Below are 26,332 nucleotides of genomic sequence, written 5' to 3' on the forward strand. Positions count from 1 at the left end.
ATGCGGGCATCTACGTCTTCGCAGAGACAAGCACAGACCGCGGCGTGGGTCAGCGCCGCGGTCAATGTTCTCTTAATGCTTGGTAAAGGCGTGATCGGCATTACAGCAGGCAGTGAGGCGCTGTTTGCCGATGCGGTGCACTCAGCAGCCGACGTCGTAGGCTCTCTCGCCGTAATCGTCGGACTGCGCATTGCTCGAAAACCCCCGGACGAGGACCACCCCTATGGCCACGGCAAGGCAGAGCTCATCACGACGGCTCTCGTGGCACTTCTGCTGATCGGTGCAGGCGTTGAAGTCGCATATACATCGCTTCACGCTTTGTTTCTGCCAGCGCGGGCACCCGCTCTGATTGCTGCAATCGCGGCGTTTTTGTCCATTTTTATCAAAGAGGTCATGTTTCAGTATACGTACCGTTTGGGCCGGAGAATGAACAGTGCAAGCCTCGTCGCGAGTGCCTACGACCATCGCTCCGACGTTTTTTCATCGATCGCTGCCTTGATTGGAATTCTGCTTTCGGACCTCGGCAGCGCCGTGCACGTCCAGTGGTTAAAACACATGGATGCCGTAGCGGGGGCGCTGGTCGCGCTGTTAGTCCTGCGTATCGGGTACGGACTCCTTCGCGATTCCTCGCAAACCCTGATGGACCGAACAGCACCTGACAAAGACTTGGCGGGTTACGCTCTGTGTGTATCACAGACGTCAGGGGTGATGCGGCTGGACGACTTGCGAGTTCGTGACCATGGGCAGTACGTCATTCTTGATGTTGAAGTAAGTGTTGACGCTGCGATTTCTGTAGCAGAAGGTCACAGCATTGCGTCACAGGTGAAGACAAACTTACAAGCGCAGTTCTCACGCGTGGCGGATGCACTGGTACACGTGAATCCATACGAGAACGAGGACGATGAAGCCGTCGAGGAAGTTGGGACGTCGCGGACCAAGGGAGGAGAAGAGTGAACAGAGCACAGAGTCATTCACAAGCCTGGGCCCTGCAAGCAGGCATGGAACAGCAGCCAATGTTGTGGCGGACAGCCGCAGTTGACAAAGGTGTCGCAGAGCGTCTCGCCGCCGAAATGCTCATCCCGGTGCGCGTGGCACGGTGGTTGTGCGCGAGGGCAGGGGATGAAAATGAGGCGAGGGAATGGCTGAGTGCTCCTGACAATGCGGCCGGGCTCCCATGGCAGTGGTTTCATGGCATGGAAGCTGCGGTCCGGTTGTTGTTGGAATATATCGCTGCTGGCCAGCGAGTGTGTGTTGTGGGAGATTACGATGTAGACGGCGTAACCGCGAGTGCCATCCTTGGGACATGCCTAGATGCCGTCGACGCCGACTGGTTTTGTGTCATTCCACACCGCGTGGAAGACGGGTACGGATTGTCAACCCGTTTGGTCGAGCGAGCCAGAGAAGCCGGAGCTAAAGTGATTGTCACGGTCGACAACGGCATTCGAGCGAACGAAGCTGTCACATATGCTACCGAACTTGGACTTAGCGTGATTGTCACAGACCATCACGAACCTGGCCAGGACCTTCCAACCGCTGCGCAGGCCATCGTTCACTGGGTCGCGTCGGACGAACCCACTGCCGTCGCCCGCCTGTCGGGTGCCGGCGTCGCGCGAAAACTGGCCGACGCCATGTTTGATGCACTGCGTAGCCTTCGCGCGACCGAAGCGGCTGAGAGACTGGCTGGCCTTTGTCCTTGGCTCGATGGACTGGCAACGCTAGGGGCCTTGGCGGACGTCATGCCAATGCGGGGTGAAAACCGACGGCTGGTCCGCGCAGGCATCGAAGCGTTGCGCAGGACGACCATGCCTGGCTGGATTGCGCTCTGCCAATCGGCAGGCATCGATGCGGCCAATGTAACTGAACAGTCACTGCTATGGAACATCACACCGCGTCTGAATGCGGCGGGACGAATGGGCAGTGCAACCGTGGCGTTTGAGTTGTTGATGGCTCCAGACCCGACGTGTGCACAGCGGGCGGCCGAACAGATTGAAGCGTGGAACCGCGCGCGCCGCGAAGCGACCGACAAAGCGGCCACCGAGGCCGCAGCCGACTGCGTGGAGCGCTTTGGAGAGACCGTTCCCGGGGGCATTGTGGTCTCAGGAACGTGGCCGCTCGGAGTGGTTGGCATCGTAGCTGCCCGGTTGTGTGACCGTTACAAGCGCCCTATCATCGTTTTGGCAGACGACGGTTCCGGTCTGTTGCGCGGCTCCGGACGAGCACCCGCCGGCTTCCCCTTGCTTGAGACAGTGAGCCACTGCGCGACGTACCTTGCGCACTTCGGTGGGCATGATTCCGCCATCGGATGTGGACTCGAAAAGGACCAGTTGAACAGTTTTCGAACAGCCTTCGACCACCACGCCGAGGCATGGTGGCAATCGCGAGCAGCGGATTCGGACGTTGCGAACAGCGCTGGCGTGTTCGCAGACGATTACCTGCCACTTGCGGAAGTGACGTTGGACACGTGGTCGTGGGTGAACCGGGTCGGCCCTTTCGGACCAGACAATGAACCGCTTCTGTTTTACCTCGGTCCGCTTGAAGTAGTTCGGGTCCGAACGATGGGGGGCCGCGGACAGCATTTGCGCGTTGAGGTGCGCGAAGGCGCGAACAAGTTGGAGCTCGTCTGGTTTTCTGCCGACGACGTTGCGAAGACGTGGCAACCAGGGAGACGGATAGGGGCACTGGTCCACCTCGAGGAGAACGTCTGGCAGGGGGTGCGGCGAGTGCAGGCCCGCGTGGTGTCTGCGCACAGTCTGTCGGGCGCCGTGATTGACCGAGGGCTATTTACCGATGTCTATCGGCTTTTGAGGGCGCGTCGACGGTTACATTTCGGCGAGACCTCTCAGACTCAGGCGCTTGAAGCCGACAAATTGAATGTCATTCTTGACACCTTTGTCGAGCTTGGGTTTGCTCGCCGAGAGGCGAGCGCGTATCATATGGTTGATGAGGCAACCCCTTGTGATTTAAGAGAATCCCCTAGCTATCAACAGCACTTAGCTTGGGCGTGGTCTAATCCCTAGGAGCGATGACATGAACTTTGAGAGCTATATCCGCGACGTTCCGGACTTTCCTCAGCCCGGTGTGCTGTTTAAAGACATCACCCCACTCTTGGCAAACGGCGTCGCCTACAAGGCAGCCATTGAAGAGTTGGCAGAGTTCGCTCGTGACTGCGACGCTCAAGTGATTGTAGGGCCGGAGGCACGTGGCTACGTTGTCGGCGCGCCGCTGGCACACGCGACGGAGTGTGGGTTTGTGCCGGTGCGAAAACGCGGCAAATTACCTTGGCAAACGATCGGTGTGGATTACGCGCTGGAGTATGGCACAGACCGACTTGAAGTGCACCGCGATGCGGTATTGCCCGGGCAACGGGTTTTGCTTGCGGATGACTTGCTCGCTACAGGCGGGACAATGGAAGCTTGTGCAACTCTAGTCAGGGAACTTGGTGGAATCGTTGTAGGAGCCGCATTTCTGATTGAACTCAGTCACCTCGGCGGTCGGGCACGCCTTCAAAATACCCGAATCAAGACTTTGGTTCAGTTCTGACGCGCCTCGTATTGTATTGAAGGCGGGTCTGCAAGGGTGGATGCATGGGTGGAGACGTGGATGCAACAGGACGACGGAAGGCCTCCGGAGGCAGAAATAGAACAGTCAAGTGCTCGAACGCGTAAAAATAGTCCACTCACGGTCGACAAGCTGTGTGAACAGGTGCTCTCCTACGGCACGGCCGACGATGCGACTGTGGTTCGACGTGCCTATGAGTTCGCTGAGGCTGCTCACAGAGGACAGTTTCGCAAATCGGGTGACCCGTACATCACTCACCCGCTGGCTGTCGCGAGCATTCTAGCTGAGTTGCAACTGGAAGCGACGACGCTCGCGGCCGCTCTCCTGCACGATGTGGTCGAAGATACCGCTGTGACTGATGAGGAACTCGTCCGTCAGTTCGGGTCCGAGGTTGCTGCGCTGGTTGATGGCGTCACGAAGCTGAAGCGGATTAAGTTTGACTCCCGCGAAGAACATCAGGCGGAGAACCTGCGTAAGATGTTCCTCGCCATGGCAAAAGACATCCGTGTCCTGCTCATCAAACTCGCTGACCGTCTGCACAACATGCGCACCCTGCGCTTCCAGCCGCCCGACAAGCAACTGCGGACTGCGCGGGAAACACTCGAGATCTTTGGTCCGCTGGCACATCGACTCGGTATCAACACGATGAAATGGGAGTTAGAAGACCTCGCGCTACGCTACTTAAATCCCCACGAGTACTACCGTATTGTCCACTTGATGGCGCAAAAGAGGCAGGAACGTGAGACTTATGTCGGAGAGGTCATGGACCTGCTGCGCGAGCGACTCGCGAACCTAGAAATTCAAGCCGATGTCTCTGGGCGTGCCAAACACATTTACAGCGTCTACCGCAAGATGGTGAACCAAGGCAAGTCGTTCAACGAGATCTACGACCTGTTCGCTGTGCGTGTCATCGTCGAGAGTATCAAGGACTGCTACGGTGTGCTCGGTGTCGTACACACTCTGTGGAAGCCGATGCCGGGACGGTTTAAGGACTACATTGCCATGCCGAAAGCGAACATGTACCAGAGCTTGCACACCACCGTGGTCGGACCGCACGGGGAGCCGCTCGAGATTCAGATTCGGACCTGGGAAATGCACCAGACCGCAGAATTTGGCATCGCAGCGCACTGGGCCTATAAAGAGGGAGAAACTCGGGCAGAAGGGAAGTTTGCCCAAAAACTGGCCTGGTTTCGCGAGGTCCTCGAGTGGCAACAGGATTTCCGCGATGCTCAAGAATTCATGGAAACACTGAAGCTCGACTTGTTTTCGGACGAGGTTTTTGTCTTTACACCGAAGGGCTCGGTGATTGAACTGCCAGCTGGGTCGGTGCCGATTGACTTTGCATACCGGATTCACACCGACATCGGCAATCGCTGCATCGGGGCAAAAGTCAACGGAAAGATTGTTCCTTTGGACTACCGTATGCGAACAGGCGACATCGTAGAAGTTCTGACTTCTAAGCACAGTTATGGACCAAGCCGCGACTGGCTGAAAATCGTCCAGTCCTCTCAGGCGAAGAGCAAGATTCGTCAGTGGTTCAAACGTGAGAAGCGCGAAGAAAACGTTGCTCGCGGTAAAGAACTGATTGAAAAGGAACTCTCTCGCCAACGCTTTGAACCGCGGACTCTGATGGTCCCAGCGTATATGGCAGAGGTTTTGACCAAGTTCAACTTTACAAAGGACGAGGACATGTTTGCTGCAGTCGGCTATGGCGGACTGAGTGCGGCGCAGGTCACGACGCGGCTCATCGAGCGGTACCGGCGTGATCATCAAGAACAACCCCCTGATACACTGGCGCTTGAATTGCGCGAACGAGACAAGCCGACGGGCAGCGGTGTTCGCGTGCGCGGCATAGACAACCTGTTGATTCGCTTTGCGCGCTGCTGCAATCCCGTGCCGGGGGACGAGATCATTGGTTTTGTCACGCGTGGACGAGGTGTGTCCGTACACCGCCAGGATTGCCCAAATATAGATTCGCTCCGCGAGGAGGGAAGTCGCGTACTAGAAGTTGAGTGGGCGACGCGCGCCGATCAGGCCTACCACGTGGAGCTAGAGGTGATTGCGCTGGACCGACACGGGCTCGTGAACGAAGTGATGAACGCGGTCGCCGAGACAAAGACAGACGTGACAGCCATGAGTGCGCGCGTCGACAGTAAACGGATTGCACACTTGTCGATCAGCATCCGGATTCGCAATCTCGACCACCTGCGCACGGTAGTTGAACGAATCAAACGTGTCAAGGATATTCACAGTGTCCGGCGGATTGTTCAATAACGTACAGGCAAAACGACGGTGTTTTGGCAGACGAGGAGTGAGTGTATGCGTGCGGTAGTACAACGCAGCGGTCGCGCCAAGGTGACAGTTGGAAACCGGACAACAGGGTCCATCGACCACGGTTATGTGGTACTCCTCGGTGTTCGCGACGGCGACTCGGAGACGGATGCACACTATTTGGCTGAGAAGGTTGCTCACTTGCGCGTCTTTGAGGACGACAGCGGAAAGATGAATCTGGACCTCGAGGCAGTGGGAGGAGCTGTGTTATCCGTGTCGCAGTTCACGCTCTACGGAGACGTCAGGAAGGGCAGACGGCCAAACTACATGCAGGCGGCTGCACCCGAGGCAGCTCGTAGACTTTACGAGGTGTTTAATGACGCTCTCCGCAGTTACGGCTTCGACGTGGAGACTGGTGAATTTGGCGCGATGATGAAGGTGGAACTGGTCAACGATGGCCCAGTGACCATCCTCATCGACAGTGAGCGGAAGATTTGACGGGGATGAGGTGAAAAGATGCAGTTAGCTACGTTTGTAATCAGCCCGATTCGTTCTAATTGCTATATCTTGTCTCAGGACGAAGCCGTGGGGCGGGACGCGGTTGTGATTGACCCCGGTGATACAGCACTCGACGCCGTCTTTGCCTACATCCGTGAACACCAGCTGAATGTCACCGCCGTGTGGAACACACACGCGCATTTTGACCACGTGATGGGCGTCGATCTCGTGCGGGCCAAATACGGCGCGCCTGCCTATGTCCACCCCGCAGATATGCCGATTTGGGACAATGTGGCGCAAGCGACTCAGGAGATGTTCGCTCGCTCGGTGCCAGCGCTTAATCCGCCTGATGGTTCCTTTGAGGATGGTCAGAAGCTAACGCTTGGGTCAGACGAATTTACCATCTGGCACACTCCGGGACATTCGCCTGGCAGTGTCTGTATTGTCGGGGAGCGGATGGCCTTTACCGGAGATACGCTGTTTGCTGGTACGATTGGGGCTACACACTTCTACCTTGGCGACGCCAAAGCGATGGAAACCTCTTTGCGCAAGTTGCTACAACTCCGAGACGACCTCGAGTTGTACCCGGGGCATGGTCAACCGACATCTATGGGCCGTGAGCGCACCTCGAACATGTTCCTCGTTCAATTGTAAAGTCTCTGGCTGTGGAAAACTTGGCTATGACTGTGCAGAGCGGAGCTCAATCGCGGGCTCCGCTTGTCTTTGAGTTGTGCACAACGATATCCACAGGCTGTGGACAAATGCGATAGGCCTCCGAACCACTGCAGGGTGTCGAGAGTGGGTCCGGTTTACAACGTAAACACAAGCTTCACGCAACTTTTACGATGTCACCGCAGAGTGTTTGAACAAACCTGCTATTCTTATGGACGTCCGAAGGGGAACTACTATAGATACGGGAGGCGTTTGTTGTGAGAAGGAAGACGTGGTTATATCCGTTATCAGTGGCAACAGTGGCTGCAGGCGTGCTCGGTGTGACGACCCTGCCGACGTATGCGTCCGCGGACCATGGCACACAGCACGACAAGCCAGCCAAGCATGTCGAGCGCACGAACGCACCGTTCCAACACGTGTATGTAATCATGATGGAGAATGAAGGAACCCCGCAGATTATCGGAAACGCGAACGCGCCGTACATCAGCAAGCTTGCGAACACATACGGCTATGAAAACAACTACTTTGGCGTTACCCACGAGAGCCTTGCCAACTACGTCGCCTTCTTGTCGGGAAACAACTGGGGAACAAACAGCGACGACCCGACCCAAATGTTTAATCACACAAACCTTGTCGACCAGTTAGTTGCTCACCACATCTCGTGGAAGGGTTACATGGAAAGCATGCCGTCTGCGGGCTACACAGGGTACTGGTACCCAAACAATGAGCCGGCAGGTACCGCTCCTTCGACAACGCCATCCAATGCGCTCTACGCGAAGAAGCACAACCCCTTTATGCTGATGACAGACATTGCGAACAATAAGGCGCGCGCGAAAAATGTCGTGCCGCTCACGCAGTTGCAGAAGGACTTGAAGAGCAATCACGTGCCTAACTTCTCGTTCATCGCGCCGAACGTGATTAACGATATGCACGGACAACCCCCGTACACGATGACGAATGACCAGTTGATCGCAGCGGGCAACAAATTCATCCAGAACACGGTACAAGAAATTATGTCGTCAAAGAGCTGGAAATCGAGCAAATCCGTGATCTACATCACCTGGGACGAAGCCGAGTATCCCACGTACGGTGTGACGCCGAGTGCTTCTACGCTTGCCACGTTCACTGCCCCAGGTCCGGACGCGCCGATTGTACCTGCTGGCACGGTTGACGGATACAACTGGAGCGGTGGCGCTTACGGCGGCGGCAAAGTGCCGATGATTATGATTGACAATGCTGCAAAGGGTCACTTTACCCTGAACACTTGGGCCGACCACTACTCTTTGCTGCGTACCATTGAACAGAACTGGAACATCGGATTCATCGGTTACGCGTCAGACGCGCAACAGGTCAAGACGCTCAATATTCCGGGTGAGCCTCAGTTGGGCGAGCGTTAAGCAGTTCAGTGTGACAGGCAAGGAGAAGCGGCCGTCTCGGTGAGACGGCCGCTTTCTCCGGAACTGCGCGAGCGTGACTACCCGCGTACATCACGTATACAGGCCCGGTCGATGTCTCGAACCGCACGCTGTCCGGCGAGCGCCAATTGTAAATCAAGTTCTGCTGTCCATTGGGTCAGGAGTTCGTCTACACCAGCCTGACCGCCAATCGCCAAAGCGTAGGCGTATGGGCGTCCAATCAGTACGGCGTTTGCTCCGAGCGCCAACGCCTTCACGACATCTGCTGCATGGCGGATTCCGCTGTCTAACAGCAACGGATAACTATCACCGACGATGGCGCGCGCATCGGCGAGGGCGTCCAGAGTGGTCACGGAACCGTCGACCTGTCTTCCACCGTGGTTGGAGAGAATGACGCCGTCTGCACCACGCCGCGCGGCCTCTTGGACGTCTTCGGGATGCGTGAGCCCTTTAACCAACAACGGTAGGTGAGTCTGAGCGCGGATTTTGGACAAGTCGTCCCAGGTAAAGGCCGGGTTCACGTAGATGGAGAGGAACTCCTGAATCGCTGCGGACAAGTTTTCTTCGGGCAGAGCACCCAGTCTGCGGCAAAATGCGGGATCGGACAGGAAATTTGCGATTCCTTGCCCCTGCAGGAACGGCAGATAAAGGTTCTTCAAGTCTTGTTCACGCCAGCCAAGCATCGTCGTGTCAACCGTAACGACGAGCGCGGAGTAACCTGCTGTTTCCGCTCTGTGGATAAAGCTCGAGACAACGTCGGCATCGCGACCCGGATAGAGTTGGAACCACCGAACAGCGTCCGTCGTCTCGCGCGCAACTGTCTCGATATCAACTGAGGACACGGTACTAAGAATAAACGGGATATGGTGTTTGGCCGCAGCGCGGGCACTGGCAAGGTCCGCGTCTGGGTGAATGATGGATTGAACACCAATCGGAGCCAGCAGGAATGGCGTGGGAAAGGAGTGCCCAAAGAGGGTCACTGTGAGATCGCGGTCCTCCACGTTGCGCAACAGGCGAGGGCGAATTTGCCAGCGTTCAAACGCTGCTCGATTGGCACGCATTGTGGACTCGTCACCCGCGCCGCCGTCCACATAGCCCCATGGGCCTGCTGCCAGTGTTGTTCGCGCCTGTGCTCGCCAGTCGTTCGCTGAGACAGGCCACTGCCACTCAGTCTGTCCCGTCAGCGAACGTGTGTACATGTTGAGTTGTGCCTCGAAACCGTGTTTGGTCATTGGCGCTGATGCACTCTCCCGTCGCTATGAGCTTTGCTGGTTTTAGTATAGCAAAGCCCACGGCCGAAACGGCACGTGGGCTGATGTTCGTGCAAGAGGACTTAGGCAGTGCGGGTTGTCACAGAGTTTGCTGCGTTTCGACGCGGCCAGTTGACCTTTCGCCCTACGATGTAGGCAAGGATGGGAACCTTCCCAATCCAATGGGCGATGACCATAGAAGACAAGTACACAAACAGGATGCAAAACGGCCACAGACTAAAGTGCAGCCAAGCAGGGTTTCCCGCTCGTTGCCAAGCGGAAATTGTATTTTCCATATAATGCAGCGGCAGCGGCTGAATCAGAAAGATGCCAAACGACGCAGACGAGGCAACGGTCACAAACCACGAGAATGGCTTCCAGCCTGGCGTCAACCTTCGTCGCGACCACTGGACGCCGGCGTACCACATATTCGCGGTCACCAAGAGGCTGTACGGAATCATGATAGGTTGCAAGACGGTGTCGGCCATATGCTCAGGTTGATGGAGGACGAGGTGGTCGAACACATAATGAGCCCACACAAAGAGGATGGCAAACACGAGCCAAGCTCGTAGGGCCAATCGGTGGCGATCGACAAAAGCAAGCACCTTGTCGTAGTGGCACGCCATAATGCCGCCTGCGATAAACCAGAATTGATAGGTGAGGACAAAGCGGTCTCGATAGAAGTAGACCTGGCGCAGTCCCCACGGGAGGTCTTGGCCTGGTATCTTGTTGAATTTGAACGCCCACATCATCACTAGTTGGAAGATAAAACTGCCAATGAGAATGTAGAGTTGATAGCGTTCAAACTTGCGCAGGCCTTTGAGCAGCAACGGGAAGACGATATACAGCTGCATAGATACGAGTACGTAGTACAAAAACCACTGATGGCCGGTTGCAACCGAGGTCCACCACGTGCGCCAAATGCCTGCCCAGGACCAAGTCACGTTCGGAGCAAACAGATAGCCAGATAACACGTAGATAGCGTTGAATGCCAGATAGGGTACGACAATCAGCGTAAACCGTTTCTTCCAAAACTGCAAAGTACGAAACGGGCGATGATAGTAGGTAACGAACAGAACAAGGCCGGTGATAAAAAAGAAACCTTCGCGCGTGTAGTGCAGCGTCGTAATTAGCGCACCCATGGAGACAAAAGGAAAAGTGTAGTCGAAGTTCATGGAATTGAAGAACGATGTAGTATGAACCGACAAAACACAGAGCATGATAAATGCCCGCATTAGGTCGATCTCGTATAAGTGTCTTCGTTCGGCCAAAGCACGGTTCCCCTCTCAATTAACATGATGACAACAAAAATAAGATACCACGTTTTTGTTGAATCAGTATCGAAAACGTAGATCGGCATGTCTACACGTATGTCATCATATCTTGAAGCGTGGCGCGGGTCTACTCCAGTTACAGGGAGGGGAGGGGGGTACTTAGTGAACCGACTTCACAGCATCAAACGCGGTCTGCGGGTGGAGGTCTTATCACTCACGTGGCTTGTGGTGGAAGCCGGAGTCGCCCTATCTACTGGACTCTCTGCACATTCAGTAGCACTCACGTCGTTTGGAGCAGATTCTGTGATTGAATTCGTATCCGGGGCCGTGCTGTTGTGGCGTCTGTGGGTCGAGGCACGCGGGGCCGGGGCTCCAAAAAGCGAAGCTGCCGAACGCATTGCCTCCTGGGTCGTTGGCCTGTCCTTGATGGCACTTGCCATTTACATACTGCTTGCAGCTGGTCACGAGTTGCTAGCGCGTCAGACTCCCGGACACACGCCGCTTGGTTTGGCTCTGGCCCTTGCCTCCGGGCTGCTCATGCCGAACTTGGCAACGTTTAAACGCAAGATTGGCAGTGATATCGGGAGTGCGGCTCTACTCGGTGACGCAGCCTGTACGGTGGTTTGTGCGTACATGGCCTGGACAGTCGTTGCCGGAGTCATGCTGACGTCTTTGTTCGGTTGGTGGTGGGCTGATGGCGCGGCGTCACTGTTGCTTGTCTATTTTGTCTTCCAAGAAGGTTGGGAGGCGATTGAGGCTGCGCGTTCAGGTCAACACGCTCATATCCACGGGCACTGAAGCAGACCAAGTGTCTCAACAGGCTTGATGCCCGTTGAGACACCCACGTGTTCACCAGAAAGTAACGCTCTCAACTGTCGAGCCCGAGGACCTCGCGAATTTTACCTTCGACCTTCGCAAACCCTTTGTCTCCCGCAGCGCGGAATGCGAGTTCACCGTTGGCGTTAAAAATGAAAAACGCCGGGACGTACTCGTTTTGAAAACGTTCTGCAATGACGCGGTCGTGGTCTAGGCCGACGGGTTGTGTCATGTTGAACTGGTCAATGTCACGCTTGATTTTGTCGAGATCAATGTCTTCTTCCATGCGCGGCAGGTGAAACGCAAAGGTCTGAAGACCGTGTTCAATGTATCGATCTCGCATGGCAGACACGTCTGGCATGGTTTCATGACAGATATGACAAGAGACCGCCCAGAAGTGAACCAAGGTCACTGGCGCTGGCTCGACTTTTACGCCGCCAGTAGGCTGCAGCCACTGTGCACCTTCGAGACTCGGAATCGGAGTACCTAAACGCATTGGCATAATATTCACCTCCGTGTATGGAAAAGCGGGTGGGCGACGGCTTGTCGTCCCACCCGCTGACTGTGCGGCTTAGTGAGCGGTGAGGAGCTGTCCGCCGCGCTTCCAGTTTGCCGGGCACAGACCGCCGGCTTGCAGAGCTTCAAGCACACGCAACGTCTCATCGACGCTGCGGCCAATATCCATGTCATGTACGACCTGATAGCGCAGGATGCCTTCTGGGTCGATGATAAACAATCCGCGCAGTGCCTGACCGGATTCCTCTACGAGCACATCGTACTTGCGCGCGACTTCCTTCGTAAAATCTGCTGCGAGCGGGTAGTTGATCGAACCCAGGCCATCCTTGTCTTTCGGTGTGTTGATCCAGGCACGGTGGCTGTGCACGCTGTCTGTAGAGCACCCGAGCACTTCGCAGTCGAGGTCGTGGAACTCCTGCAGACGTTCATTCAGGGCCTGGATTTCCGTCGGGCAGACGAAAGTGAAGTCTGCCGGGTAGAAGAAGAACACCAACCACTTGCCACGGTAGTCAGACAGTTTGACTGGCTCGTCCAAGTTGTTCAGGTTTTTGGTCGACTTCATTTCAAAGTCCGGTGCTGGGTTTCCGACGAATGGCATAGTCGTGTCCTCCTTCAAATCTGCAGGTGAAATTTGGTCTGCGCTGCGTTCGCAGGCCTGTAGCTGCCTCGGCTATCGTATCATTTTAGAATCGTTCTAATCAAGTTGAGGGAGTGCTCTGCTACAATTTCACAAGCAAACGGCAACGATGGGAGGACCCAGCGTTGCCGTTTAGCCGACCGATAGCCTGCCTGAACTCCGTGTGGTCACGGTGTTAACTACGCGGCGCCCGGCTGCCGACGCCGTTGCTGCGCCTGACGCGCGCCGAAGACTGTGGCAGCGCCGAGAATTAAAACGCCGAAGTCCCAGAACCACAGCATCAAGTCTTGGTAGATGAGCGCAACCAACACACCGATGATGAGGGTAATGGCGTACAGTGGCAGTGCTATGATGGCCTTCCACATGCCCGCAATACCTGCCGTTGCAAGCACCACTGCAAACAGCAGAGCGCCACCGCCATCTCCTTCGAGCTGCGGGATTTGATTGGCAACCCCGGCCTGTGCAATGGCAATCGCCTGTGAGGCGGCGTACGTAGCAAAGACCACACTAACAATGCCGACTATAATTTTCCATCTCACAACAAACATGCATTCACCTCTTCTCCCATTCCGAAAATCGGTTTGAGAAGTTGTGATCTATGTCTATGGGCTTGTCCCAGCCTTTATGACGGCGTGCCGACAGCTGAGGTGCAGGCACGTGAGCTGTTGGCAGTCAGGTGCGCCACCAGTACGAACTGACGCTTGACTCCTTGGCCTAGGGTCTCATTGGTGGGAATTGCTTGTTTTGCACAGCTGTTCTGATCGAGTGGCGTTTTGGCGGTAAGTTCCTCATAATAACAAGGTTGTTTGTGTTGTTCAGAGGCCGGTGTCATGCGGATGCGGTGAGAAACACCCTAGACTCAAGAACAGACAGGAGGGAAATGCGGTGTCGAATCATGCCACAGGTGAAACCGCGGGTCCCGTTGCACGTGTGCGTCAGCCGTTGGTGAAGAGAGCCGTCTTTACATTCAGTGCATCCCACTTTCTCAATGACTTGATGACGACAGGGTTGGTGCCTGCCCTGGTTGTGATGTATAAGCAGGCGTTTCATCTGAACTACGTACAGTCCACAAGTATTGTCCTGGTCTCTTACTTGACGTCTTCTGTAATGCAGCCAATTTTCGGCGTGCTGAGTGACCGCAAACCTCGTGTTTGGTGGTACATGATTGGTCTGTTCCTGTCTTGCTTAGGGCTGGCGCTGACTGGTGCTGTTCACACGCTGCCACTCTTGTTGCTGTGCGTGGCGATTTCCGGTTTTGGCTCCGGTGCTTTTCACCCGGAAGCCTCGCGGGGCACGCACTACGCGTCCGGTGGCAAGAAGGGATTGGCTCAATCCATCTTTCAAGTGGGGGGTAACGCAGGGCAAGCATTCGGGCCTTTGATGATCCCGTTGTTTCTCTCGCGGACCGGCATCAGCGGCTTGCTCTGGTTCTTGCCGGTGGCGCTGCTTTCGCTCGGTCTGACCGGGCAAATCTTGGGTTGGCTTGGCGCGAAGGTAAAAGAGGGAAACGCAAAAGTTGCAGAGCGAGCGGGGGAGAACAATATCCCTGGCGTGGTCGTTCTACTGCTCGTGATTATTTTTCGGTCTTGGTGTCAGGTTGGAGTTGTGGTGTTTTTACCGTTTTACTTGCACCACTTATCGCTCCAACAGTCTGAGTTGCTGAACTTCGTGTTTGTCGGCTCCGGTGCGCTTGGCACGTTTCTCGGGGGTGTCTGGTCTGACCGCATCGGTCTGAAGAGACTGTTGGTTGGGTCGATGGTTGTAGCGACGCCTTTTGCGCTTTTGTTCCCGCACGTACACGGGGTGTGGTCGGTTCTTGACCTAGTGTTCTTCGGTGCCAGTGTGTTGTCTTCGTTTGCTGTAACGGTGGTGTATATGCAAATGCTTCTGCCGCGCAACCTCGCGATGGCATCTGGCCTGTCGATCGGCTTTGGCGTTGGGGCCGGAGGTATCGGAGCGACACTGCTCGGCGGAGTTTCTGACGCTTTTGGCGTGCCAACGGTGTTTACCGTGCTCTCTGTACTGCCACTAGTCTGTGCGGTGGTTGCGTGGTTTTTGCCGTCCGACCGTGTGCGCAAGGCTGCTCTTTCGTGAGGTGACCCCTGCCGAGCTACTCACGACTCAGGCGAATAAAGGCCGCCCGTTCGGTCAGTAAGCACCTGCGGGACGGCCTGTTCTCCCCTTATGTTCGCTCATCAGCGCACTGCCGCGCCCGTCAGATAGTCGAGCGCACTTGCCGCTACCTGTTCGCCGTGGCGAATGCAGTCTGGGACACCGATGCCGTAATATCCTGCTCCCGCGATGTATACGCCTGGCGCGGACTGTGCCAGTGCTTGCTCGGCCCGTTCCACCCGCTTGAGGTGTCCCACTTGATATTGCGGCATCGCGTGATTCCAACGCGTGACCAGCGTGTACTGCGGCTTGGCGTCGAGGTGGAGAAGGGATTTCAACTCAGCTCGCACCGCTTCGACGATGCCCGGGTCGTCGAGTTCCAGTCCGGATTGCTGCCCAGCCCGTCCGACATAACAGCGGATCACGATATGCCCGTCCGGTGTCGTATGTGGCCACTTGCTCGACAGCCACGTGCTAGCGGTGATGGCTCGATTCTCCGTGCGAGGCACAAGAAAGCCAGAGGCATCGAGCTCACCTGGCACTTGGTTCTCTCGGTAGACTAAGATCACGGTTGCCGTCGAAACGTATTCAATCTGAGCAATTTCCGCTGCTGCCTGAGGCGAAATTTGCTTCAGTATCTGTGCGGCGCTCATAGCCGGCGTTGCGCAAATAACCGTGTCCGCGTGCAGGGTTTCTTGGACACCTTCGCGTATCGTTGAAACACTGTAACTGCCGTCTGGTCGAGCACTCACATCGATCACCGGCGCAAGGGTACGCAGGTCGGCCCAATCGGCGAGTTCATCGTACAGCCGCTCGATTATGCTCTGCAATCCGTGTCGTACGGTCACAAATGTGCTGCGGCCTGCGGCTGCGCCGATCGGTGCACTATCGGTTGCGGCCCCACTCGAGGCGGACGCTTGTTTCGCCTTTTCCAGCCGTGCCAATAGGGCTTGGCGCTCGGTTCGCGATCCGATGATGATACTGCGGTACTTTCGCTCGAGCTCGAGAAACTGCGGGAACGTCGTCTGGAGGCTGAGGTGGTCGATCGACCCTGCGTAAATTCCAGCTTGCAGAGGTTCACAGATGCGTTCGACCACAGCATCGCCCAGTCGACGGCGCAAAAATGCTCCGACCGACTGATCTTTGTCCTGGTGACCTCGGGGCAAAACCATATCCATGAGCGCGCGGGCTTTCTCAGAACCAGAGAGGAGCTCGGTCTTCATGAACAAGCCGAGGTCTGCAGGGATACCCATATTTGTGCCTGCCGGCATCGGAGTCAGTTGGCCCCGATAGACCATGTACGTCTTCTGAGCCTTCGGGTTAGGATTTGTACCCACCATTTCGGACTCCAAACCGAGGTCGCGAATCAAGCGCGTCGCAGCTTCTTTGCGGGCTAGTAAAGAATCGGGTCCGCGTTCGAGAACAAAACCGTCTTGGCGATGGGTGAAAATCTTGCCGCCAAAACGGTCGCCTTGTTCAAGGACAGTACAGTGAATGGATATATCTCGTGCGTCAGCAAGCTGCTTCAATCGGTAGGCGGCTGTCAGCCCCGTAATCCCGCCGCCGACAATCACGACATCCTGGCTTTTCATCGTTCTGTCTCCGCAGCCGTCTCCCGAGACCGCACAACATCTCGCAATACGTCGATGAACGCGGGGTCTGCGTTCAAGTTTTCTGTGCGAGCCAGCTTGATGCCAAGCTCGTGCGCGAGGGCTTGGGCTTCGATATCGACGTCGTACAGCACTTCAAGGTGGTCTGAGACAAAACCGACGGGGCACAAGAGCACGTTCTTGCGGCCGTTTGCAGCTAGGTCGCGGAGCACATCAAGAATGTCTGGACCGAGCCATTTGTCCGCCGTCCGCCCAGCACTTTGCCACGCGAACATGTACTGCTTGAGATTCAGAGCTTTAGCTACAGCATCGCCGGTGGCGTGCAACTGGTCTTGATATGGGTCGCCAGCTGCAAGGATTTTCTCTGGCAGGCTGTGAGCAGAGAAGACCACCATCACATCTTCTGCGTTGCCAAAGTCAGTCAAACGGGAGCGCACGCGGTTCGCAATCAACTGTAAAAACTTCACGTTGTCATACCAGAAGTCCACGTGATAGAGCGCTAAGTTTCCGGCTTCGCGCGCGGCGTCCGAAGCCGCTCGTTGGTATTCGGCCACGCTCCGGGTCGAGTAGTGTGGAGCGAGCACGAGCGTAACGGCTTCTGCGATACCGTCTTGCGCCATTTGCTGGACTATGTCGCCGATAAACGGGTGGGTGTGTTTCATCCCTAGATAAACACGAACCGGTCGACCGCCATCAGCGTTGAGAGCGGTCTCGAGTCCACGGGCCTCCGCTTCGGTAATGGCGTTGAGCGGAGACAGGCCGCCAATCGCCTGGTAACGCCGGAGCAAATCATCTAGAAGTTCCTTCGTCGGAGGGTGGCCGTGTCGAATGTGCGTGTAGTAGGCCTCGACTTCGTCGACTTGACGCGGGGTGCCGTACGCCATGAGTAAGATGCCAAGCGGTGCCTGTTCAAGTGGGGTATCGGTTGACGATGGTACTTGTGTCAAGCTAGTTCCTCCTTACCATGCCTAAAACTTGGCGACAGACTGCGCAATGCACTCGCTGCTGTAGGCGTGGACAAAGTCGGTTAATTGCCGCAATATAGCGGTCTCAATCGGCGGATTGTTGTGAACAACCCCGTGACCGAGGTTGAAGATGAAACCCGGTGCCGCAAGTCCCGCATCGACGATGGCACGTGCTCTAGGTAGAATGGCTGACCAAGGGGCAAACAGCATCGCAGGGTCGAGATTGCCCTGGATCGCGATATTTGAACCGAGTCTCGCGCGCGCAGACTCGATTGGAACGCGCCAGTCAATGCTGACAACTGTCGCTCCAGTTTTAGCAATGAGAGGCAACAGTTCGCCTGTGACGACGCCAGAGTAAATGAGTGGAACACCGTGCGGCTCTAAAGCTGCGAATACGCGTTGAATCACCGGCAGCACAAAAGTTTCGAAATCCTCAGGGGCGAGGCTGCCAACCCAACTGTCAAACAACTGCACGGCGCGCGCGCCAGCGTCGATTTGTGCTGTTAGATACGATATTGTCATATCCGCGAGCTTGTCCATCAGCGACTGCCAAACGTCGGGCTCACTCCACATCAGTTGCTTGGTGCGAACGTAATTTCGGGAAGGTCCACCTTCCACTAGGTAACTGGCCAGTGTGAAAGGCCCACCTGTAAAGCCGATCAGCGGCACCTTCAAATCCCGATGCAACATCTGAATGGTGTCAAAGACATAGGGAAGTTCAGCAACGGGATCGTACAGATGTAAGCGGTCGACGTCGCTCTGTGACCGGATCGGTGACTCAATGACAGGGCCAACGGCCTCTTTGATGTCAAATTGTACCCCGAGCGGCCCAACCGGAACCATGATGTCTGAGAACAGAATGGCAGCGTCCACGTTAAGCTGTTCGACAGGAAGCATGGTGACCTCTTTGCACACTTCTGGGTGACGGACAATATCCAGCAAGGAGTAACGCTCGCGAATCTTGCGGTATTCAGGCTGGTAGCGCCCAGCCTGGCGCATGTACCAGACCGGCAGACGGTCGACAGGACGGCGCCAGCAGGCGTCGAGAAAACGCGTATTTTCCAGCATGAACACCCTCTCTTCCGACAATGAGTCCAGGTTAGTTATACCGTGCCAACGCGGGGGATGCAACCGCCTCCCAGATCTTGACCGTCAGGGGTATAATAGTACTGTCTGAACTCGGTTGTATCAGTCGGCTTCAGCCAACTGACGACCACCAGGGGGGTATTTCCATGAGTCTTGAACTCGACTTCTACGCCATGATGATTCAACCCATGCGCGATGAACTCACTGAAATCGGCTTCCAAGAGTTGAAAAGCTCGGAAGCAGTCGACGAAGCACTTCAGAACAAGCCAGGTACGACACTCGTGTTTGTGAACTCCGTCTGCGGATGTGCTGGCGGCATCGCTCGTCCGGCTGCTGCGTTGGCACTTGATCACGACGTGCGTCCCGACCACTTGGTCACTGTGTTCGCTGGCCAGGATAAAGATGCAACGGCTCGCGCCCGCGAGTACTTTGAAGGCAACCCACCGTCTTCGCCGTCAGTTTGGCTGATGAAGGACGGCAAGCTCGTGTCGATGTTGCACCGCAGCGACATTGAAGGCACCAACGCCCAGCACGTCGCTTCGCGTCTGCAAGAGATGTTTGACGAATACTGCTGAGTATTTACTTTTAGAGCGAAGACTGTGACGCGATTTCGGAAGGGTGGCTGTCGGCCGCCCTTTTTTGTTGAGGTGAGAAGACCGCATCCGTGAACCGTGAGCACCTGTTCGTTGCGCCCTATCTTGCGGTTAGTGTACACTAATTCAGCGATTTAGCACGTGAAGTTGGACTTGATGAGGCGAAGAGTCCAGCAAGGCGGGGTGACAAGCAGATTGGAAGCTTCGGATCAAATCGGTCTGCCAACCACGCCGTTGCGACGGTTGTTGAGTGTCTTTGCTATCTTCGGACCCGGCATCATTGTGATGTTGGCGAACACAGACGCCGGGTGCATCATCACCGCTGCGCAGTCGGGGGCAGAGTGGGGCTACGCGATGGTGTTGCCGCAACTGCTTCTCATCCCGATTGTCTACGTGGTTCAGGAAATTACGGTCCGGCTTGGCATTGCGACCGGGAAGGGTCACGGCGATTTGATCCGTGACCGCTTCGGGACGAAGTGGGCGTATTTTTCGGTGACGACGCTGTTTCTTTCTGCCGTGGGCGCACTGGTCACGGAGTTTGCCGGCATCGCCGGTGTCGGGGAACTGTTCAACATCTCGCCGCGTTACAGTGTCTCACTCGCCACTGTCTTCTTGATTGCACTGGGTTTTACGGGCAGCTACAAGCGCGTCGAGCGTATCGGCATCGCACTTGGACTATTTGAGCTCTTGCTGATTCCGGGTGCCATTCTTGCTCACCCGAAAGGACAAGCTGTGTGGGCAGGATTACAGACGATTCCGCTGCACAACGCATCTTACGTATACTTGCTTGCTGCCAACGTTGGCGCGGTGATTATGCCGTGGATGATCTTCTACCAACAATCTGCTGTTGTTGACCGCGGACTGCAACGCAAAGACCTGCGGGCAGCTCGATTAGACACGGCAGTCGGTTCAGTCCTGACACAAGTGGTGATGATTGCGGTCGTGGTGATGATTGCGGCCACCGTAGGAACAGTGAACCCGAGCCAAGCGCTGAATAACGTGCCACAGATTGCGAACGGTCTGGTCCCTTTCCTGGGCCGGAGCGGAGCAAAGGTGATTTTCGGGCTCGGCATGCTCGGGGCGAGTTTCGTTGCGGCATTAGTGGTCTCGCTGGCAGGGGCGTGGGGCATTGGCGAAGTCGTTGGGTTTCAGCACAGCGTGAACAGCAGAGTTCGCGATGCCAAGTGGTTTTACCTCATCTACACTCTAGTCCACATCGGTGGCGCCGCCCTGGTGTTTAGTGGTATGAATCTGGTCAATTTGTCTGTCGATACAGAAGTCATGAACGCGCTTCTGCTTCCAGTTGTCCTCGGGTTCTTACTCCTGCTCGAGTCGAGGGTGCTGCCTGTCGAATGGAGAATGCGGGGTTTCAACAAAGCTCTCGTTTGGTCGCTCTCCTTCATCGTCATGGCCTTTGGCGGTTACATGGCGTTTCGCTTGGTCGCTGCGTGAAGCAAGTGTGCGGGACATAGCCTGCTAGCCTCAGAGAATCAGCGAATGTGTGCTTCACAGACTTTCCTATCGTTGTTCGGGAATACTTCTGCTATGTGGAGAACAGTCTGGGGCGCAATTGTGCGCGTAAGCTACATCTGGAAAGTTGCTCTGGCGGCTGGCCTGTCTTGGAACGTCGCAGAGTGGGGCGGCCTGAAACACCCGTATTTTGCGCCACTAGCGGCCATTTTGTGTCTGCAGGTGACGGTCACAGCGTCTGTGCGGCGCAGTGTTGAGCGGGTGGTAGGCATTGTCGGGGGCGTAATTTTGGCGGATGTCACGGCGAGCGCCCTTGGCCTGCACGGGTGGAGCATTGCGCTGTTGGTCTTGGCTGGGTTGACCGGGGCACGGCTGCTCCATCTTCAGCGAACCGCCGTACCGCAGGTCGCGGTGAGCGCGCTGATGGTGCTCTCGTCGGGGTCTCATCACCTTGGGTACTCGTTCGATCGCGTGATCAACACATTCATCGGCGCCCTCATTGCGCTATTGGTGAGCCTGTTGATTTTGCCCCCGGACTATTCATCGCAGGCGACCCGTGCTGTGAAGACAGCGGGAGTAGCCCTAGCTCGCCGTTTTACGGACATCGCAGAGTGGTTACGGAGTGGAGCGTCGCTCACATCTGGACGCGAACTGCAAAGGGACACTCAAGCTTACCTCGAGACGTTGCACCAAGCCACGGCAGAAGGCGAACTGGCTCTCGCCGAGGTGTCTTACAGTTGGCTTGCCCGTCGCCGACAGTCAAAGCTGGCGGGACTCCACACGGAACTGCTGCGGTTGCGTCAGGGACATGCGCACGCTGCCGGCGTTTTGCGCTCTTTGCTTGAATGGGAGGAGGCGACTGGAGGCATCGCAGGGCAAGTTCGCGAGCGCTGGGCAGAGCACTTCTGCGCTGCGAGTGATGCAGTCTTGACGTGGGCAAACACAGTCGTTGGTGCTTCGGGGACGGCTTCCACCGCAGTTGACTCGAGCGGCGACGGTTGCCAGGACGCCAACCCGCTAGAGAAGTTTGCTCAGCGTCACAGATGGCTTTTTGACCATGACGCAAAGGACTTTGTGGCCTTCTATGAAGGAGCGCTTTGGAACGACCTTCGCCAACTGATGGAGGAACTGCGTCAGCCCACCGAACGAGGGAATGCCAGTGCTGCCAAGTCCGAATCTGTTTTTGGTGAACGTGGCCAATAGCGGCCTATGCTACAATAGATTGATGAGAGAGACCCGAGTGGCGGGCAGGAGAGGAGAACGCGGGTATGCCGAGAACACACGGCATAGATGAGTACCTGGAGGCCATCTATGTTCTGGATGCCGAAGGAGATGTCGTATTGCCGTCACGGTTGGCAGACTATCTGGATGTTGCGCGACCGACTGTAACGCAGACGGTGCAGCGGATGACGGCATCCGGCTTTGTTGGCACTGGCGAAGGCCGTTCTATCGTGCTGACCGACGAAGGCCGTCGCAAAGCTGAACAGATGGTGCGCAGACACCGCCTGTTGGAGCGCTGGCTGACCGACGAACTTGGGCTCGACTGGGCAGACGCACACGTTGAAGCTGGGAGACTTGAACACGCCATCTCTCCAGAGGTGGAGGAGCGCCTAGCTGAACGGCTCGGGTATCCGACAACTTGTCCGCACGGCAACGTCATTCCAGGTTCAGGGGCCAAGCAAGTCTCCGGCCGCCCGCTGTCTGGCATGGAAGGCGGGCAGTCTGTGACGGTCGTTCGAATCGTCGAACAGGCCGAAGAGGACCTCGATTTCCTCCGCTTTCTGCATACTGCAGGCATTGTTCCAGGTGCCAAAGTTGTTCTTTCGAAACCTGCAAGTCCATATGAAGCAGGTGTGCCGATTGAGGTGGACGGAGCATCCTACTCGCTGGACGAGTCGGTTGCAAAGCGCATTCTGGTGACCCCAAACGCCTGACCACGCTCGCTCGACGTACATACGCTTGGCCTGTTTGGAACACCCTTTTCAGGAATCCTGTGGTCTTGTCTCGTTCGTTACCGGACGTGCGGCCCAGGCCTGCTGAAGGGAGTGTTGTATGGCATGGTTCGGTTTCTTACCGCGGCATGTACGCAGCTCGTGCGAAGTGGACGGTACAGACTCAGCCTTGCTTTGGTCGGGGTGGTGGTCACATTCTCCTGCGCAGCCCCGGTTTACGCTGATTCTAACGCCCCGAAACGCGTGTTTATCAATGCCAAGTCAGCGATTGTCCTCGACGCCAACACTGGCAAAATCCTCTACGCGAAAAATGCGGACAAACTTACGTACCCTGCGAGTACGACGAAACTGATGACTGCCATCTTGCTCGTCACCTACCTTCATCCCGACGATCCAGTCTATGTCAGCACGGCTGCTAGCCGTCAGCCGCGTGTTCGCCTCGGGATTAAGCCAGACACAACCATTCCTGCGGACAAGGCACTGCATGCGCTTCTGATGAAGAGTTCAAACGACGTAGCGTACGCTATCGCACAGACGATTGGCGGATCGCAGGAAGGTTTTGCACGGATGATGAATATCAAGGCGCGCCTCATTGGCTGCACGGGCACGAACTTTGTTACGCCCAACGGACTGCATGACGATGACCACCAGTCGACCGCCCACGACATCGCACTGATTTTGGCAACCGCTGTGAAGTACCCGCGCATCGTTGAGACGATGCATACGATGAACGACATGGTAGCTGGCAAAGCCATTCACAACACGAACCGTTTCATGTATCTCAGGAACAGCACATTCGGCGAGGTCATCGGTGGGAAAACAGGATACACATCAAAGGCGATGTTCTGCTTAGCTTTTGCCGTGAAGCAGAATGGCCACGTGATGGTATCCGTGGTCCTTGGCGCACCGAATAAGACGGCGATGTACGGAGAAACTCGAGAACTCCTCACTTACGCGCAACAAGGACGACGTGTGCAGATTGTCTAGCTGATGGGCGTCTAATTGAACATTTTGCGACATGGAGACATGCCGTCCTGTCATATGCTGTGAACATCACAGCCGGCGGCAGGGGGAATGAACATGGGGCGTTCCGTCGCACTGGCGTATGTACTCTGGTTTTTTTTAGGGTCGCTCGGAATTCACCGCATGTACTGCGGGCGCATCGGCAGTGGTGTCACGATGTTGGCCATGACCCTGATTGGCGGTCTCACGTTTCCCATCATGATTGGGCATGTGTTGTTGTTCATCGTCGGCATTTGGTGGCTCCTGGATTTATTCTTGACCGCAGGCATGGCACAGTACTGACTGGCAGGCAGGCAAATCGCCTGCCTTCTTTGATCTCGAGTATAATAAGATAAAAGTGGACAAGTGTTGTCCGGGTGGGGGTGCTACGTGTCCGATTCAAGCTGCTGCAATCCGTTCGTGTTTGCCTGTATCACTCCACACGGCGGAGAAGTTATTCCTGAACTTGCGCCGGATCGCGTTTCTTTGATGGCGACTACGCGTGAGAGCATGCGTGCACTTGGCCAGAAAATGGCTGAGGCTAACCCGGATGTGATTATCGTCGTCACACCTCATGGCATTCGATTGGATGGATTTTTCGCAATTTCGGACTGTGAGCGGATGACTGGCGAGGTCGATGAAGGAGGACCGTCGGTTACTCTGGAGCGGCAGGTCTGTCGGACATTGGCCCGCGGCATCGTCGACGCAGCACAGGCCCGTGATTTGCCGGTGGCTGCGGTGAACTACGCGACTGCGGCTGGCCCGCTGTCGTGCCTTCCGCTTGACTGGGGTGCAATCGTCCCGCTGTGGTTCATGCCGAAGACAGAGATTGTCGTGCTCTCACCGTCTCGAACGCTCTCCATGGAGCAGCACATTGCCTTTGGGGCGGCCTTGGCTGACGCTGTTCACGGTTACGAGGGACGAGTTGGCCTCATTGCGAGCTGTGACTGGGCACATGCGCACGCACAAGACGGCCCTTACGGGTTCAACGAAGCCGCAAGGCAACTCGACGACGAGGTGATTGCGCGAGTAGAGAGTGGACAACTTGAGGACCTCGCGTACTTCGACGCGGACTTTATCGAAGCCGCCAAACCCGACGGTATTTGGCAGGCGCTAATTCTGGCAGGAGCGATACCGCCAGAAGAGCGGCAGGTCAAGTTGTTGTCGTACGAAGTCCCAACGTACTTCGGACTGTTGTGTGCTGAAGTCACACCAGGGTAAAGACTGCTGAGCGAGTTGCACTGGAATCATTTGTTTCTTGCAGTAAATCAAATAAAGTCACGAACCGCCGGTGAAAACCCGGCGGTTCGTTGCTTCGTCAGCTTTGTCAACGGCTATCGCAGTTCGTCTGTGTTGACGCCTTTGGTCTCACGACCTAGTATCCAAACCAGAATGAATCCGACCAGCGTGACGATGAAGAACAGGCCGAAAATGGCAGGGTAGCCGACGGCGCCTGCAATCATGGCACCGACAATGTAAGGTCCGATGATCCCGCCAATGCGCCCAAATCCGGCTGCCCAACCCATCCCAGACCCACGGACGAAGACTGGGAACTGCTCGACTGTAAAGATGTAGGTGGCGCCAAATGCGGCGAGCATAAAAAACGACAGCAACAGTCCGAAAATGATCAACTGCGCTGTGCTGTGCGCGAAGCCGAAGCCAAGTGCGGACAGCGCAGCGAGCAGCATGGCTGGTAACAACGTCCGTTTACGACCCCACTTCTCGACCAGCCAGGCGGCCATGAGATAGCCTGGGATCTCGGCGATTGTCATAATCAGCGTATAGCCGATGCTGTGGACAAGGTTGTAGCCCTTGTCTGCGAGTACGGACGGAAGCCATAGAAACATACCGTAGTACGCAAAATTCATAACAAACCACAAAATCCAGGTGGCGGCCGTCGCGCGGCGCAATTCAGGGCGCCAGAGCGCGCGAAACGCCTGGCCGATGGTGGCGCGCCGTGATCCTAAAGAGCGAAACTTTGGTGATTCGGGTAACGAGAAGCGCAGTACAAGCGTGTAGAGAGCAGGGACCGCGCCGATGAGGAAGGCAATCCGCCAGCCAAGGCTTGGGATGACGAAAAACGACAGGATTGCCGCGACCAAACTCCCGACTGCCCAGAAGGCCTCTAGGAAGACCACGCGGCGCCCGCGCTGCTCTTGTGGTGAGGACTCAAGCACGTACGTGGTGGCGACCGGGAGTTCTCCACCTAACCCAAACCCGACGATGAAACGCAACACGATGAAAATGCCGACTCCAGTGGCGAGCGAAGACAGGCCTGTGGCAACGCTGTAGATTAAGAGCGTCCACAGGAATGTCGACCTGCGCCCGAAGCGGTCTGACATCAGACCCGCGAGTGCGGACCCGACGGCCATGCCGACTAAACCAATGCTCCCGACTAGACCGGTCATCGTCGCAGTCAAGTGCCACTGTTTCGTGAGCGAGACGAGAACGAATGACAAGAGTGCGACATCCATCGAGTCAAACAAGAGGCCGAGACCGGAGACCACGAGAATCCGGGTCTGCGACACCGCTGGCGGCGTCGACGTATCAGCCACTGCGTACGATTGTCCGCTCATCCCCCTACCCCTCCTAAAAACTCAACCTTTACACCGACGATATGCCTAGTGCGAAGGTT

25 protein-coding genes are annotated in these 26,332 nt (G+C 56.2%); 16 read left to right on the plus strand and 9 right to left on the minus strand.

Annotated elements, in window-relative coordinates; all coding sequences use genetic code 11:
- From JC200_RS17930 to JC200_RS17960, 7 genes are all read left to right on the plus strand, one after another.
- The gene (locus JC200_RS17930) at window positions 1–954 is read left to right on the plus strand and encodes a cation diffusion facilitator family transporter (RefSeq protein WP_274433070.1); all 954 of its coding nucleotides are present in this window, start codon (window positions 1–3) and stop codon (window positions 952–954) included.
- The gene (locus JC200_RS17935; protein ID WP_274433071.1) at window positions 951–3,017 is read left to right on the plus strand and encodes a single-stranded-DNA-specific exonuclease C-terminal domain-containing protein; all 2,067 of its coding nucleotides are present in this window, start codon (window positions 951–953) and stop codon (window positions 3,015–3,017) included. The genes JC200_RS17930 and JC200_RS17935 overlap by 4 nt, the downstream gene beginning before the upstream one ends.
- Before the next feature lie 10 nt (window positions 3,018–3,027).
- Window positions 3,028–3,540: an adenine phosphoribosyltransferase gene (locus tag JC200_RS17940; RefSeq protein ID WP_274433072.1), complete on the plus strand. Its 513-nt coding sequence runs from the start codon at window positions 3,028–3,030 to the stop codon at window positions 3,538–3,540.
- A gap of 60 nt (window positions 3,541–3,600) precedes the next feature.
- Window positions 3,601–5,832, plus strand: coding sequence for a RelA/SpoT family protein (locus JC200_RS17945; RefSeq protein WP_443111924.1), 2,232 nt, complete (start codon window positions 3,601–3,603; stop codon window positions 5,830–5,832).
- A gap of 45 nt (window positions 5,833–5,877) precedes the next feature.
- The gene (dtd, locus tag JC200_RS17950; RefSeq protein ID WP_274433075.1) at window positions 5,878–6,327 is read left to right on the plus strand and encodes a D-aminoacyl-tRNA deacylase; all 450 of its coding nucleotides are present in this window, start codon (window positions 5,878–5,880) and stop codon (window positions 6,325–6,327) included.
- 18 nt (window positions 6,328–6,345) lie between these two features.
- Window positions 6,346–6,981, plus strand: a complete 636-nt coding sequence (locus tag JC200_RS17955) for an MBL fold metallo-hydrolase (RefSeq protein ID WP_274433076.1) — start codon at window positions 6,346–6,348, stop codon at window positions 6,979–6,981.
- 275 nt (window positions 6,982–7,256) lie between these two features.
- Complete coding sequence (locus JC200_RS17960) at window positions 7,257–8,396, plus strand: alkaline phosphatase family protein (protein WP_274433077.1); 1,140 nt, start codon at window positions 7,257–7,259, stop codon at window positions 8,394–8,396.
- 77 nt (window positions 8,397–8,473) lie between these two features.
- On the opposite strand, the gene JC200_RS17965 is transcribed toward JC200_RS17960, so the two are convergent.
- Both JC200_RS17965 and JC200_RS17970 read right to left on the minus strand, forming a co-directional pair.
- On the minus strand, window positions 8,474–9,646 hold the full coding sequence (locus JC200_RS17965; RefSeq protein WP_274433078.1) for an alpha-hydroxy-acid oxidizing protein: 1,173 nt from the start codon (window positions 9,644–9,646) through the stop codon (window positions 8,474–8,476).
- 101 nt (window positions 9,647–9,747) lie between these two features.
- Entirely contained in the window at window positions 9,748–10,935 is a 1,188-nt protein-coding gene (locus JC200_RS17970) for an acyltransferase (protein ID WP_274433079.1), read from the minus strand.
- Between the two features lie 165 nt (window positions 10,936–11,100).
- On the opposite strand from JC200_RS17970, the gene JC200_RS17975 reads away from it, so the two are divergent.
- Entirely contained in the window at window positions 11,101–11,736 is a 636-nt protein-coding gene (locus JC200_RS17975; RefSeq protein ID WP_274433080.1) for a cation efflux transmembrane domain-containing protein, read from the plus strand.
- Window positions 11,737–11,806: 70 nt separating this feature from the next.
- Here JC200_RS17975 and JC200_RS17980 read toward each other — a convergent pair whose 3' ends face one another.
- From JC200_RS17980 to JC200_RS17990, 3 genes are all read right to left on the minus strand, one after another.
- Window positions 11,807–12,256, minus strand: coding sequence for a TlpA family protein disulfide reductase (locus JC200_RS17980; protein WP_274433081.1), 450 nt, complete (start codon window positions 12,254–12,256; stop codon window positions 11,807–11,809).
- A gap of 69 nt (window positions 12,257–12,325) precedes the next feature.
- Complete coding sequence (locus JC200_RS17985; RefSeq protein ID WP_274433082.1) at window positions 12,326–12,868, minus strand: peroxiredoxin; 543 nt, start codon at window positions 12,866–12,868, stop codon at window positions 12,326–12,328.
- Between the two features lie 218 nt (window positions 12,869–13,086).
- On the minus strand, window positions 13,087–13,455 hold the full coding sequence (locus JC200_RS17990) for a hypothetical protein (RefSeq protein WP_274433083.1): 369 nt from the start codon (window positions 13,453–13,455) through the stop codon (window positions 13,087–13,089).
- Between the two features lie 337 nt (window positions 13,456–13,792).
- On the opposite strand from JC200_RS17990, the gene JC200_RS17995 reads away from it, so the two are divergent.
- Entirely contained in the window at window positions 13,793–15,001 is a 1,209-nt protein-coding gene (locus tag JC200_RS17995; protein WP_443111833.1) for an MFS transporter, read from the plus strand.
- A gap of 101 nt (window positions 15,002–15,102) precedes the next feature.
- Here the strand turns inward: JC200_RS17995 and hemG are convergent, their stop codons facing one another.
- The 3 genes from hemG to hemE are packed head-to-tail and all read right to left on the minus strand — an operon-like array spanning window position 15,103 to window position 18,662.
- Window positions 15,103–16,611, minus strand: a complete 1,509-nt coding sequence (gene hemG / locus JC200_RS18000) for a protoporphyrinogen oxidase (RefSeq protein WP_274433085.1) — start codon at window positions 16,609–16,611, stop codon at window positions 15,103–15,105.
- Window positions 16,608–17,576, minus strand: coding sequence for a ferrochelatase (gene hemH / locus JC200_RS18005; RefSeq protein ID WP_274433086.1), 969 nt, complete (start codon window positions 17,574–17,576; stop codon window positions 16,608–16,610). The genes hemG and hemH overlap by 4 nt, the downstream gene beginning before the upstream one ends.
- Window positions 17,577–17,597: 21 nt before the next feature.
- Entirely contained in the window at window positions 17,598–18,662 is a 1,065-nt protein-coding gene (hemE, locus tag JC200_RS18010; protein WP_274433087.1) for a uroporphyrinogen decarboxylase, read from the minus strand.
- 164 nt (window positions 18,663–18,826) lie between these two features.
- Between hemE and JC200_RS18015 the strand changes: the two genes are divergently transcribed.
- The 7 genes from JC200_RS18015 to JC200_RS18045 all read left to right on the plus strand — a co-directional run bounded on the left by JC200_RS18015 (window position 18,827) and on the right by JC200_RS18045 (window position 24,918).
- Window positions 18,827–19,255, plus strand: coding sequence for a BrxA/BrxB family bacilliredoxin (locus tag JC200_RS18015; protein WP_274433088.1), 429 nt, complete (start codon window positions 18,827–18,829; stop codon window positions 19,253–19,255).
- Between the two features lie 213 nt (window positions 19,256–19,468).
- Entirely contained in the window at window positions 19,469–20,725 is a 1,257-nt protein-coding gene (locus JC200_RS18020) for an NRAMP family divalent metal transporter (protein ID WP_274433089.1), read from the plus strand.
- Window positions 20,726–20,818: 93 nt separating this feature from the next.
- Window positions 20,819–21,946: an FUSC family protein gene (locus tag JC200_RS18025; protein ID WP_274433090.1), complete on the plus strand. Its 1,128-nt coding sequence runs from the start codon at window positions 20,819–20,821 to the stop codon at window positions 21,944–21,946.
- Window positions 21,947–22,011: 65 nt separating this feature from the next.
- Window positions 22,012–22,677 (plus strand): metal-dependent transcriptional regulator, encoded by a 666-nt coding sequence (locus JC200_RS18030; RefSeq protein WP_274433091.1) that lies wholly within the window; start codon window positions 22,012–22,014, stop codon window positions 22,675–22,677.
- Window positions 22,678–22,800: 123 nt separating this feature from the next.
- Window positions 22,801–23,682, plus strand: a complete 882-nt coding sequence (locus tag JC200_RS18035) for a D-alanyl-D-alanine carboxypeptidase family protein (protein WP_274433092.1) — start codon at window positions 22,801–22,803, stop codon at window positions 23,680–23,682.
- Window positions 23,683–23,775: 93 nt separating this feature from the next.
- Window positions 23,776–24,000, plus strand: coding sequence for a TM2 domain-containing protein (locus tag JC200_RS18040; RefSeq protein WP_274433093.1), 225 nt, complete (start codon window positions 23,776–23,778; stop codon window positions 23,998–24,000).
- An 87-nt stretch (window positions 24,001–24,087) separates the two neighbouring features.
- Window positions 24,088–24,918 (plus strand): DODA-type extradiol aromatic ring-opening family dioxygenase, encoded by an 831-nt coding sequence (locus tag JC200_RS18045; protein ID WP_274433094.1) that lies wholly within the window; start codon window positions 24,088–24,090, stop codon window positions 24,916–24,918.
- A 113-nt stretch (window positions 24,919–25,031) separates the two neighbouring features.
- Here JC200_RS18045 and JC200_RS18050 read toward each other — a convergent pair whose 3' ends face one another.
- Window positions 25,032–26,273 carry an MFS transporter gene (locus JC200_RS18050; RefSeq protein ID WP_274433095.1) on the minus strand — a complete coding sequence of 414 codons (1,242 nt, stop codon included), beginning with the start codon at window positions 26,271–26,273 and terminating at the stop codon, window positions 25,032–25,034.
- Between the last annotated feature and the right edge of the window lie 59 nt (window positions 26,274–26,332).

The sequence above is a fragment of the Alicyclobacillus sp. ALC3 genome (assembly GCF_028751195.1).
GTDB lineage: Bacteria > Bacillota > Bacilli > Alicyclobacillales > Alicyclobacillaceae > Alicyclobacillus_L.

What these genes read in the sequence shown, in the direction of transcription:
- JC200_RS18015 (WP_274433088.1), top strand. Translation starts at nt 18,827, where the DNA reads ATGAGTCTTGAACTCGACTTCTACGCCATGATGATTCAACCCATGCGC.
- JC200_RS18025 (WP_274433090.1), top strand. Translation starts at nt 20,819, where the DNA reads ATGTGGAGAACAGTCTGGGGCGCAATTGTGCGCGTAAGCTACATCTGG.
- JC200_RS17945 (WP_443111924.1), top strand. Translation starts at nt 3,601, where the DNA reads ATGCAACAGGACGACGGAAGGCCTCCGGAGGCAGAAATAGAACAGTCA.
- JC200_RS17990 (WP_274433083.1), bottom strand. Translation starts at nt 13,455, where the DNA reads ATGTTTGTTGTGAGATGGAAAATTATAGTCGGCATTGTTAGTGTGGTC.
- dtd (WP_274433075.1), top strand. Translation starts at nt 5,878, where the DNA reads ATGCGTGCGGTAGTACAACGCAGCGGTCGCGCCAAGGTGACAGTTGGA.
- hemG (WP_274433085.1), bottom strand. Translation starts at nt 16,611, where the DNA reads ATGAAAAGCCAGGATGTCGTGATTGTCGGCGGCGGGATTACGGGGCTG.
- JC200_RS17930 (WP_274433070.1), top strand. Translation starts at nt 1, where the DNA reads ATGCGGGCATCTACGTCTTCGCAGAGACAAGCACAGACCGCGGCGTGG.
- JC200_RS17940 (WP_274433072.1), top strand. Translation starts at nt 3,028, where the DNA reads ATGAACTTTGAGAGCTATATCCGCGACGTTCCGGACTTTCCTCAGCCC.
- JC200_RS18030 (WP_274433091.1), top strand. Translation starts at nt 22,012, where the DNA reads ATGCCGAGAACACACGGCATAGATGAGTACCTGGAGGCCATCTATGTT.
- JC200_RS17965 (WP_274433078.1), bottom strand. Translation starts at nt 9,646, where the DNA reads ATGACCAAACACGGTTTCGAGGCACAACTCAACATGTACACACGTTCG.
- hemE (WP_274433087.1), bottom strand. Translation starts at nt 18,662, where the DNA reads ATGCTGGAAAATACGCGTTTTCTCGACGCCTGCTGGCGCCGTCCTGTC.
- JC200_RS18040 (WP_274433093.1), top strand. Translation starts at nt 23,776, where the DNA reads ATGGGGCGTTCCGTCGCACTGGCGTATGTACTCTGGTTTTTTTTAGGG.
- JC200_RS18035 (WP_274433092.1), top strand. Translation starts at nt 22,801, where the DNA reads ATGGTTCGGTTTCTTACCGCGGCATGTACGCAGCTCGTGCGAAGTGGA.
- JC200_RS18050 (WP_274433095.1), bottom strand. Translation starts at nt 26,273, where the DNA reads ATGAGCGGACAATCGTACGCAGTGGCTGATACGTCGACGCCGCCAGCG.
- JC200_RS17985 (WP_274433082.1), bottom strand. Translation starts at nt 12,868, where the DNA reads ATGCCATTCGTCGGAAACCCAGCACCGGACTTTGAAATGAAGTCGACC.
- JC200_RS17955 (WP_274433076.1), top strand. Translation starts at nt 6,346, where the DNA reads ATGCAGTTAGCTACGTTTGTAATCAGCCCGATTCGTTCTAATTGCTAT.
- JC200_RS17980 (WP_274433081.1), bottom strand. Translation starts at nt 12,256, where the DNA reads ATGCCAATGCGTTTAGGTACTCCGATTCCGAGTCTCGAAGGTGCACAG.